General features: G+C 61.6%; 12 protein-coding genes. 3 read left to right on the forward strand and 9 right to left on the reverse strand.

Annotated elements, in window-relative coordinates:
• Position 1 precedes the first annotated feature (1 nt).
• Genes HUK82_RS05975 through HUK82_RS06015 form a run of 9 tightly spaced genes read right to left on the reverse strand, consistent with a single transcriptional unit; the run spans position 2 to position 7,388 of the window.
• On the reverse strand, positions 2 to 322 hold the full coding sequence (locus HUK82_RS05975) for a hypothetical protein (protein ID WP_176613084.1): 321 nt from the start codon (positions 320 to 322) through the stop codon (positions 2 to 4).
• Positions 319 to 714, reverse strand: coding sequence for a response regulator (locus HUK82_RS05980; protein ID WP_176613085.1), 396 nt, complete (start codon positions 712 to 714; stop codon positions 319 to 321). Before HUK82_RS05980 ends, HUK82_RS05975 begins: the two co-directional genes overlap by 4 nt.
• Positions 705 to 1,808: a protein-glutamate methylesterase/protein-glutamine glutaminase gene (locus HUK82_RS05985; protein ID WP_306308910.1), complete on the reverse strand. Its 1,104-nt coding sequence runs from the start codon at positions 1,806 to 1,808 to the stop codon at positions 705 to 707. Before HUK82_RS05985 ends, HUK82_RS05980 begins: the two co-directional genes overlap by 10 nt.
• Entirely contained in the window at positions 1,772 to 2,662 is an 891-nt protein-coding gene (locus tag HUK82_RS05990; protein ID WP_176613087.1) for a CheR family methyltransferase, read from the reverse strand. Before HUK82_RS05990 ends, HUK82_RS05985 begins: the two co-directional genes overlap by 37 nt.
• Positions 2,659 to 3,126 carry a chemotaxis protein CheW gene (locus HUK82_RS05995; protein WP_176613088.1) on the reverse strand — a complete coding sequence of 156 codons (468 nt, stop codon included), beginning with the start codon at positions 3,124 to 3,126 and terminating at the stop codon, positions 2,659 to 2,661. The genes HUK82_RS05990 and HUK82_RS05995 overlap by 4 nt, the downstream gene beginning before the upstream one ends.
• Positions 3,123 to 5,306: a chemotaxis protein CheA gene (locus tag HUK82_RS06000; protein ID WP_176613089.1), complete on the reverse strand. Its 2,184-nt coding sequence runs from the start codon at positions 5,304 to 5,306 to the stop codon at positions 3,123 to 3,125. The genes HUK82_RS05995 and HUK82_RS06000 overlap by 4 nt, the downstream gene beginning before the upstream one ends.
• 5 nt (positions 5,307 to 5,311) lie before the next feature.
• Positions 5,312 to 5,686, reverse strand: coding sequence for a response regulator (locus HUK82_RS06005; RefSeq protein ID WP_176613090.1), 375 nt, complete (start codon positions 5,684 to 5,686; stop codon positions 5,312 to 5,314).
• Complete coding sequence (locus HUK82_RS06010) at positions 5,686 to 5,958, reverse strand: STAS domain-containing protein (protein WP_176613091.1); 273 nt, start codon at positions 5,956 to 5,958, stop codon at positions 5,686 to 5,688. Before HUK82_RS06010 ends, HUK82_RS06005 begins: the two co-directional genes overlap by 1 nt.
• On the reverse strand, positions 5,955 to 7,388 hold the full coding sequence (locus HUK82_RS06015) for a methyl-accepting chemotaxis protein (RefSeq protein WP_176613092.1): 1,434 nt from the start codon (positions 7,386 to 7,388) through the stop codon (positions 5,955 to 5,957). Before HUK82_RS06015 ends, HUK82_RS06010 begins: the two co-directional genes overlap by 4 nt.
• A gap of 189 nt (positions 7,389 to 7,577) precedes the next feature.
• Here HUK82_RS06015 and HUK82_RS06020 point away from each other — a divergent pair, with 189 nt between their 5' ends.
• The 3 genes from HUK82_RS06020 to HUK82_RS06030 are packed head-to-tail and all read left to right on the forward strand — an operon-like array spanning position 7,578 to position 9,462.
• Positions 7,578 to 7,793: a hypothetical protein gene (locus HUK82_RS06020; protein WP_212648115.1), complete on the forward strand. Its 216-nt coding sequence runs from the start codon at positions 7,578 to 7,580 to the stop codon at positions 7,791 to 7,793.
• Positions 7,790 to 9,232, forward strand: a complete 1,443-nt coding sequence (locus HUK82_RS06025) for a PepSY-associated TM helix domain-containing protein (RefSeq protein ID WP_176613094.1) — start codon at positions 7,790 to 7,792, stop codon at positions 9,230 to 9,232. Before HUK82_RS06020 ends, HUK82_RS06025 begins: the two co-directional genes overlap by 4 nt.
• On the forward strand, positions 9,229 to 9,462 hold the full coding sequence (locus HUK82_RS06030; RefSeq protein WP_176613095.1) for a hypothetical protein: 234 nt from the start codon (positions 9,229 to 9,231) through the stop codon (positions 9,460 to 9,462). Before HUK82_RS06025 ends, HUK82_RS06030 begins: the two co-directional genes overlap by 4 nt.
• The last annotated feature ends 81 nt before the right edge of the window (positions 9,463 to 9,543 follow it).

Below are 9,543 nucleotides of genomic sequence, written 5' to 3' on the forward strand. Positions count from 1 at the left end.
CTCACCCCGGTGTCAGTGCGGTGCGTACGGTATCGAGTTGCAGGATTTCGAGAGCTTCACTCATCGGACGCAGGCTGCCTTCGGGGGACTGAGGAACCAGGCACTCGAAAAACGACGCGAGGTCGACGAGGGACTGACGCAGTCGGTCGATCTGCTGTGCCGCCGACACGGTTTCATCGCTGATGAGAGGCAGTTCCGTCATGATGTCGGCCACAACACCCTCCACCCTGCTCGCGTCGTCGGCCATCGTGGACAAAAGTCCGACCAGACGTGCTAGCAGGCGACAGACTTCACGCAGTTGGCCTTCCGCGGTTTTGTTCACGACGGTGCCAGTGGCCCAAGGACCCGTTCGAGAGCGTGTTTGATGCTCTCCGTGGTGAAAGGTTTCGGAATGAAATTGTTGACGCCGCCCTGAACAGCTTTTTGAACCAGCTCACGTGTTGCCTGACTGGTCAGCATGACAAACGCAATTTTTTTTAATTCCGGATCGCTGCGGACAGCATGCAGGAGCGCCAAGCCATCCATGCCCGGCATGTTGAAGTCTGAAATGACGAGACGAAAGGGCATATTGCGTAACAGCTTGATGGCATCTTCGCCATTCTTCGCGCCCATGACATCGGAGAATCCGATCTGTTTCAAGCTGGCGGTCAGCGCGGCACGAATCGATACCTGATCATCGACGGTCAGGACGGAGATGGACGATGCTAGACGCATGGAGCGTTATCCTCTGTGAGGTCACGGGCAAGAGTGAGAAATGTTGGGGCGATGCGTGACAGGGGCAGTTCGAATTCCACGGCGCCGCGCTCTATCGCTGATTTTGGCATGCCGTAGACGACCGAACTTGCCCGGTCCTGTGCGATGGTGCGCGCGCCGCTGCGCCGCATGTCGAGCAGGCCACGTGCGCCGTCGTCCCCCATGCCGGTGAGGATGATGCCGATTGCAAAGCGACCGCAGGCTGATGCTGCCGAGCGAAACAGGCGATCTGCTGACGGTCTATGTCCGCATTCAGCGGGTGCTGCGACAAGAGCGCAGAACCGGACATTTCCGCGACGTGCGACCTCCAGATGGACCTCGCCTCCGGGGGCGATGTAGATATGTCCGGATTCAATGGGCATCTGGTCGACGGCCACCCTGACACATGGAGCGCTCTGTTGATCCAGCCGGCGCGCAAGGCTCGCTGTAAATGCGGACGCGATATGCTGGGTTATCAGGATCGGCGGGCAAAGAGCAGGCAGATGCTGGAGGATTTCCGTCAACGCCTCGATCCCGCCGGTGGATGACCCGATGACGATCAGGGGCTGATGTGCGTCCGTTGGCATGTTCAGAGGGCTTGACGGAGCAGGTGCGACGGCGCTGCTGCCAATGGCACGCACGGGTCTTGCGGCGGCGGCACGCACGATCAGATCAGGCAAGTGCGCCAGTTCAGGCCATCCCTCTCCGGCGATGGGCTTTGCAAGGCATTCGACTGCGCCCATCTGCAGGGCTTGGATCGTGATATCCGCGCCGTGCTGCGTGTATGCCGAGACCATGACAACCGGCATCGGGCGCAGGCGCATGATCTTGTCGAGAAACTGTAATCCGTTCATGCGCGGCATTTCGATGTCGAGCGTCAGAACATCCGGTTTCAGTTGCAGTATCATATCACGTGCCGTCGTCGGATCGGAGGCAGAGCCGACGACGATAAGGCGAGGATCGCGCGTTAACGCGCTTCGAAGGATCATTCGGCTGGTGATGGAGTCATCAACGATGAGAACCCTGATCGGAGGGCACATCAGGACGGATGCCACTGGTACGTGGTAATGCCACATAAGTGCAGACCAGGGATATTCTCGCTCGGTATGCGTTCTGAGTGTCCGATCGAAAGGAGCCCGCGTTCGGGCAGGTGGTCGCATAAGCGGCGCCAGAGAGCGGTCTGTGTAGGGAAATCGAAGTAAATTGCGACGTTGCGACAGAAAATGATGTCAAATGTGCCAAGTGGCGGCCATGCGCCAATCAGGTTCAAGGGAAGAAACTCAACCAGGGAGCGAGCGGCCTCCGGCACCTGTAGCCTGTCGTCGGTCCCAGTCTCCCAATGCAACGATGCCGTGTCACGGCAATGCTCCCGAACGGACGCACGCGTGTAGAGACCCAGTCGGGCCGTTTCGAGCATTTCTACGTCGATATCCGTCGCAAGAATGCGAATATCGTAGCGTGTGGCGTCGGGCAACACTGAAAGGACGGTGAGAGCCATCGAATATGCCTCCTCGCCGCTGGAGCAGGCGGTGGACCACAACCGTACGCGTCCGCCCGCGTGAACCCTGGGCGCCAGAGTGTGAATAAGACGCTGGCGGAGATAGGCGAAATGGTGGCGTTCGCGGAAAAACGCGGTGACGTTCGTCGTCAGCGCGGAGACAAGTGCCCGTCTTTCCGCGCTCTGGCCATCCTGAATCAAAAGCTCACAATATGCTGCAAAACTTTCCAGGCCGAGAGTGCGCAGGCGGCGACTGAGGCGAGAATAGACAAAGGATGAGCGTGTGGGTTTCAGACTGATCCCGGTTTCGTTGCGGACGATCGCGGCAATGGCCAGAAAATCGGCATGTGTAAACCGGAACGACTGTTCGTGAGAATGGCCGCCGTTGTACGCTGTTGGCGTACCCGTGTGTTCCACACCGCCGTCGATCACTGGGCGAGGTCCACGTCGAGATTGAAGACTTCGTCGAGACGAAGAATGCCAATCATCTTGTCGTCGTGAGTGGTCAGCCCCGAGATCGCTTTGAAGGTTTGCGCGCCGGTAATATCAGGGAGGTCCTGGATATTTTCGGCCGCGATATCGAAAATATCGGTGACCTCGTCGACCAGAAGTCCAGAATATTTACCATCGCACTCCACGATCGCGACCACTCTGGAGGCTTCGTCGCTATAGTGGTGGCCGTATAGTCGCATCGACATATCGACGATCGGGATCACATTTCCCCGTAGATTGATCACGCCTCTGACAAAGCACGGCGCATTTGGGAGCGGGGTCACTGGTGCCCAACTCCGGATTTCGCGCATGAGCATGATATCGAGGCAGTAAGCCTGTCCATTGATCGAGAACACAAGCGCCTTGAGCGGGGCCTTGCGGTGCGACGGATTGGGCGTGGTCATGAGAAGGGTCGTTCCCCTGAAGGCGGTGATGCTTTGGCAGGACCGTCGCACTGCACTGCCTCAGGCGATGGTGAGCGGTGGAAGGAATCTATATCGAGGATCAGGGCAACCTGGCCGTCCCCAAGAATGGTCGCAGCCGAAATCCCCGGGACCTTGCGGTAATGACGCTCGATACTCTTGATCACGACCTGCATGTTGTTGACGATCGCGTCGACGACGAGTGCGACCAGCGCGCCGGTTTCCGACTCGACGATGAGAACGACGGCCTGCAGCGGGCTCACAGGCGCGGAGCGAAAGCCAAGGTCGCACGCCACGTCGATGATCGGGATATAGACCCCACGAAGAAAAATCAGCGCCTGCTGATTCATCAAGCATGAGATCTGCGTCGCATGCGGCCGCAGGGTCTCGACGATGGAGGTAACGGGTACGATAAGGACATGTCCGGCCACGGTGACCGCCATGCCTTCAAGTACGGCCAATGTAAGGGGCAGGCTGAGAAGGAAGGTGGAACCTTGGCCTGGTTCCGAATTGACCGAGATTCTACCTCCGAGGGCTGTTATTGCTTTCTTGACGACGTCCATGCCGACACCTCGGCCGGAGAGGCTGGACACCGTCTCGGCTGTCGAAAAGCCGGGGCGAAAAATCAGGCCGTCGAGGTCTTGATCGCTAAGTTGTGTACCCGCGTCGATAAGCCCACGGTTAACGGCGATGCGATGCACCTTTGAGCGATTAATGCCTGCACCGTCGTCGGCAACTTCGATCACCACACGGCCGGAGCGATGTCGCGCGGTAAGTTCGATGGTTCCGTAGGATGTTTTTCCATTCGCGACCCGCTGCTCTGGCGGTTCTATGCCGTGATCGACGGAGTTGCGCAGCATATGGGTAAGAGGTTCGGCCAGTTGTTCAACGATGGTACGATCGACCTCGGTATCGGCCCCCCGTACGATCAGGCGGACCTCCTTTCCGGTCGCAGCGGCGGCTTCACGCAACAGGCGCTCCATGCGCTGAAAAACGCTTTGGATGGGCTGGGCTCGCACCAGCATCACCGCGTCTTGCAAGTCGCGTATCAGGCGCCCGAGCGTATCGGTCGCCTCCATGAGGGCCGACACGCCTGTATTATCGATCTTTTGTAGTTTGTCGCGAAGCGAAGCCTGCCCGATGACGAGTTCGCCGACCAGATTGATCAAGTCGTCGACCCGCGTCAGATCGACGCGAATGGTTGAGGAAGGGCGAAGCGTGGCAGCTTTTGGTTCAGACTCTGTTGATGCGGGTTCTGTCGGCAGGGTGCGTGCCTGAACGCTCTCTGTCAGGGCTCCGTTCGTCTTATCGTTTTTCTGATCGTCAGATTGGGTGGCAGGCGACGCACGATTCTCTGATGGAATGCTTACGGCCGGCACGTCGGACAAGGGAAGGGACGTGATCTCGATCGTCGCGTCCTGAAAGACCCAGTCGAAGACGTCCCGAATGCTGGCTTCCTCGGCGTCGGTGTTCAGCGTGATGGTCCAGGTCAGATAGCTGTCCTGCACATCGAGCATTTCCAGCGGCGGGAGCTCGTGTTGATCGAGTATAATGGTGCAATCGCCCAACTCGTTTAGAGCGGCGAGACTGTAGATGGGATCGTTTCCGCGGTCATACAGGCCGCGACGGGGTGCGAAACGGATCGTCCACGTTTTTTGTGGCGACGCGGTGCCGCCGTCGGGTGGCGAAAAGGCATCGAAATCGAGTGGCACGGGCTGGAAATCGAACGGCAGGACGAGAGCGTCTTCAGAAGACTCCGCGAGCACGTCGCCGGCCGGATCCGGCGCGATCTCCCGGAGTTTCCGCGTTGCGCTTTGGATGGCGTCACTGTCGGCGGTCTGCCCTGCCTCGCAGGCGTGTATCAGATCGCTCAGTGCATCCATGGCGCAAAAAAGAGCCGCGATGGTTGCCGGCGTGGCGGTGAGGCGTTGCTCACGAAGCAGGTCCAAAGTTGACTCGAACGTGTGGCTGAAGTCCACCAGAGCCGTGAGGCCGAAGATTCCCGCCCCGCCCTTTATGGAATGCACGGAACGGAAGACCGTATTGACGGTTTCGGCATCCCCGTCGCCGCGTGCGAGGGTCTGCAGGCCGTGTTCCAGAGCCTCGATCTGCTCTGCGCATTCCGCGAAAAAGATCGTGCGGATAGAGTCGTTCTCGTCCATGGGCGCTATCCGAGAGGTGCCAGACGTTGAACCGTTTTCAGCAGGTTCGAGGCCACGAACGGTTTGGTAATCCAGCCTGTCGCGCCGAGCGCCATGATGGCGTTGCGCTTTTGCGCACTGTGCTCGGTCGTCAGCACAAGGATCGGTTTACGTGTGACGTCCGATCGGCGGCGAACCGCCTCGACGAAGCCGTAACCATCAAGGTTGGGCATGTTGAGATCCGTGATGATGACGTCCGGCGCCTCTTCCTGATCAAGGCGGGAGAGGCCGTCGACGCCGTCGGTGGCCGGTATCGTGATATACCCGGCGGGTTCGAGCGTGGCGCGCAGCATCTGACGGATCACGGGCGAGTCATCGACCGTCAGTATTCGAACCGGCATCAGACGTCCGCTATCTTCAGAAGGTGGGTGGCATCGAAAATGGCGAGCGTTGATCGAAGAGCGTGGGACGGGGTGCTGATCGCGAACGTGTAACCCCGCGCCGTCCGGTCCTGGAACAATGCCAGAAGGACTTGCAGGCATAATCCGCCCAGATGGCGCACCGCTTGCCCGTCGAGGTTGATATCGCCCTTGTCGCAGGAGGTGACCATCCGCAGAAGCAGCGGTGCGGCATCGCTATCGAGGCGTTCGGGAAGGGGCAGGGGAGCGGTCACTGAAAAGCCTCCCAGCCGGCGTCTGTTGTGCTGTGCCTTGGAAAGATCGTTTTGGGATCGGCGGATTTGTCATGATCGAGCGACCAGCGGAAATGGCCGCTTTCACTGGCGGTATTCACCTTGAAACGACCGACCAGACGGACGAGTTCCCGCGTTTCGCGGGACAGGTGATGACCGGCGGAGGTGGTCTCTTCGACCATCGCGGCGTTCTTCTGCGTGGCGTGATCCATTTCTCCGATCGCGGCGTTGATCTGCGTCAGGCTGGTAGCCTGTGTCTGCGCGGAGGTGGAAATCTGGCTGATCAGCGTTGCGATCTCACTGACGCTACGGAGCGTGATGTTGCCGCTTTCGAGGGTCTGATTGACCAGATCCACGCCGAGTTTAACCTGCTCGGATGAGGAGGTGATCAGCGACTTGATCTTGCGGGCCGCGTCGGCCGAGCGCTGTGCGAGCGCACGCACTTCGCTGGCCACGACGGAGAATCCGCGTCCGGCGTCTCCGGCACGCGCGGCCTCGACCCCGGCGTTCAGGGCCAGAAGATTGGTCTGAAACGCGATTTCGTCGATAACGCCGATGATCTGCGCGATTTCGTGCGACGATTTGCGGATCGCCTGCATGGCGTCGGTCGTCAGGGCAAGGTTCTCGCCGGTCTGACGCGACCTCTCATTGGTCTTGATCGCAACCGTGTTGGCGTGGGACGCCGCCTCGGCCGTCTTGCGCACGGTGTCGGTCAGGCGGGCGACCGAAGAGGCCGTTTCCTCGATATTGGCGACCTGCTGCTCGGTTCGTTTCGCGAGATCGTCTGTCGCGGTCGCAATCTGCGCTGATCCGGAAGAAATGGTAGCGGCACTTGAGGCAACGCTGAGAATCACCTCCTGCAACTTTTCCGCCGTCGTGTTGAAATCGGAGCGGAGCTTTTCGTACTCCGGCGCGAATGGCTCGTCGAGTCGTAGCATGAGGTCGCCGTGGGATAGCGCGGCGAGCCCTTTGCCGAGCGTGGCGATCAGATGCTCCTGCGAACGACGGGTTTCTTCGTCAATGGCGCGTGCGCGTTCGGCCGCGCGGCGTGCCGCTTCCGTGTGCTCGCGTGCCGTCTGCTCGGCTTCCTCCTTGTCGATGGTCGACTGTCGGAAAATCTCGATGGATTTGGCGATACGGCCCAGACAGTCGCGGTGGTGCGTGAACGGGATGTCGATGCGCAGATTGCCTGCCGCCAGACGTTCGATCCGATCGGTGATGATTTCGTAGGGGTGCGCGATATAGGTCCCGGCGAACGCTGACAGGGCGAATACCGCGACGAATGCGATCGCATCGGCCAGAAACGGTATGCCCTGCGGCAAGACATGGCGATTCGCGCCGATCTCGAGCAGGACTCGCAAGAGGATGATGATCTGCACCATCCCCATCAGGACCTGCACTTTGCGCCCCACAGAGGCGGTTTCACGATACCAATGCAACATGACCACCTTCGAGCAACGATCGGACAGCGCAAGGTAGCCGGCAAAAGGTTACGGGTTAGTGAACTCCGCCGGCGTCAATGTTGTGCTGCCGGATGAAAATGATATTAAGTCGCACTCAGTTCGGGAGCGAAGCTCCGTCACTATGGGGCCAGTCAGTCCATGAATCGTCGCGTGGGACAAGGTTCGGGCCGGCCGCTGGCAGGCGGGTGGACCTGGCAGCTCGCCGCCGTGTGCCTCGCCGCATGGGCGGCGGGCTATGCCGTGTGCCGCTGCGTGGACCCCGCGGCCGTGTTCGGGGTGCAGGCGTGGCTGGTTGCCGCCCTCCCGATCGTGATCACCGCCCTGTTTGCGGCGTTCGCCGGAGCCGGGCGGTGAAATCACGCGACACCGTCCGCGCGCGCCTGGGGTGGTTGCACGCATGGCTCGGCTTTCTGGGCGGCGTCGTGCTGTTCGCGATTTTCCTCAGCGGTTCCCTTGCGGTGTTCGATGCCGAAATCACGCGCTGGATGCAGCCCGATGCGCCCGTCGCGTCGTCGCTCGATCCCAGTCCCGAAGCCCTGCGCGCGGTGGCCGCGCAACTGGATCGGGAGTGGAAGCGCTACCCGTCGGCCTTCCTGACACTGCCGGGACGCCGTGCCCCCGGCCTGCATATTCTCCACTATGACGGGCACGTCTTTAGCGGGCCAGTGTTCGACGTCCGGGATGGCCACAGCGTGCCGCTTCGCCGCACGGACGGCGGACGACTATTCTTCGACCTTCATTTCACCCTGCGCGGCGGTACCGTCCCCGGCGTGGTACTCGTGGATCTGGCGGCGCTGGTGATGCTTGTGGGCGTGGTCTCCGGTATGGCGCTCCATTGCCGGGCGCTCTGGGCCGACATGCTGACGTTCCGACCCGGGGCCGCGCGGGTGCGGGCGTGGCTCGACATGCATCTTTTGACGGGTGTCCTGTTTTTACCGTTCGTCGCGATGATCACCTACACCGGCATTGCCCTGGACCCGGAGCCGGTGTTTCCCGTCGCGGGGCGGGTCGAGGCTGAGACCCCCGCACCGCGCCCCGCGGTCACGCCGGAACCGCTCGACGTCGTTTTGCCGCGCGTCGTGCGTGATGCCGCGAGCACGTTCGGGCCCGACGGCGCCGGGTTCGTTCTGTTCGCCCCGCAGATCATCAGTGTCTATCGGGCTGACGGCCGTCAGCTTGCGATGACGCGCGATCGTCTCGATTTTGCGCGTGACGACGGGCACCGGCTGGCGGCGGCGGGCGGCCACGACGAGGCGCGCGGGGTTATCAGCGGCCTGCATATGGCGCAATGGGCGTCGTGGCCGGTGCGGTGGCTATATTTTCTCTCCGGCCTCGCTGGGACGGCACTGATCGGGACGGGCCTCGTGATCTTCCTGATGAAGCGGCGGGACCGATTTCACGCGCTGCGGGTCTACCGCGTGGGGGAAGGCATGACGCTGGCGACGGTCATCGGCCTGCCGCTAGCGTGCTCGGGCTATCTGTATGCCAACCGGCTGTTGCCGCCGCGTCTGGCGAACCGCGCGGCGTTGGAAACTGACCTCTTTCTCATGCTCTGGCTGGGATGGACGATAGTGGCCTGCGTCGGTGCCCTGCGGCAGGTCGCGCGACCGCTATGGCGTGCGGGTCTGGTTGGGCTTGGCGGGGCTTTGGTGACGCTGCCCTTGCTGGACGTCTGTACGCGCCCGGTCGCCGGGGCCGTGCCGACGGGGGTCGTGGCAGGTGTCGACGGGTGTGCGCTCGTCGTCGGGGTCGCGGCCCTGCTGACGGCACGGCGGATCGGACGCGCGGTATGATCTGGATTCTGGCGACGGCGCTCTGGATGCTCACGTTCCTCGTGCATCCGGGTGCCCGGCGTGGCGCGCACGGTTGGCTGCTGATCGCCCTGACGGTCACGACCATGGGACTGGTGGCGGCGATCGACGGTGGGGTGGGCATTGTGATCTGGCTGGGCGTCGGATCGGTGCTGGGCTTTGCCGTGGCGTTGGTCCGTGCGTTTCGCGGACGTAGCGGCGGGGCGCCCTAGTAGGCCGCCGCGGCGTCCCATGTGCGATGCTGTTGCCGCGCCGGGCGGCGCAGCGGCACCAGGTGTCGGGCGAACACCGCG

The sequence above is a fragment of the Ameyamaea chiangmaiensis genome, assembly GCF_013376175.1.
GTDB lineage: Bacteria > Pseudomonadota > Alphaproteobacteria > Acetobacterales > Acetobacteraceae > Ameyamaea > Ameyamaea chiangmaiensis.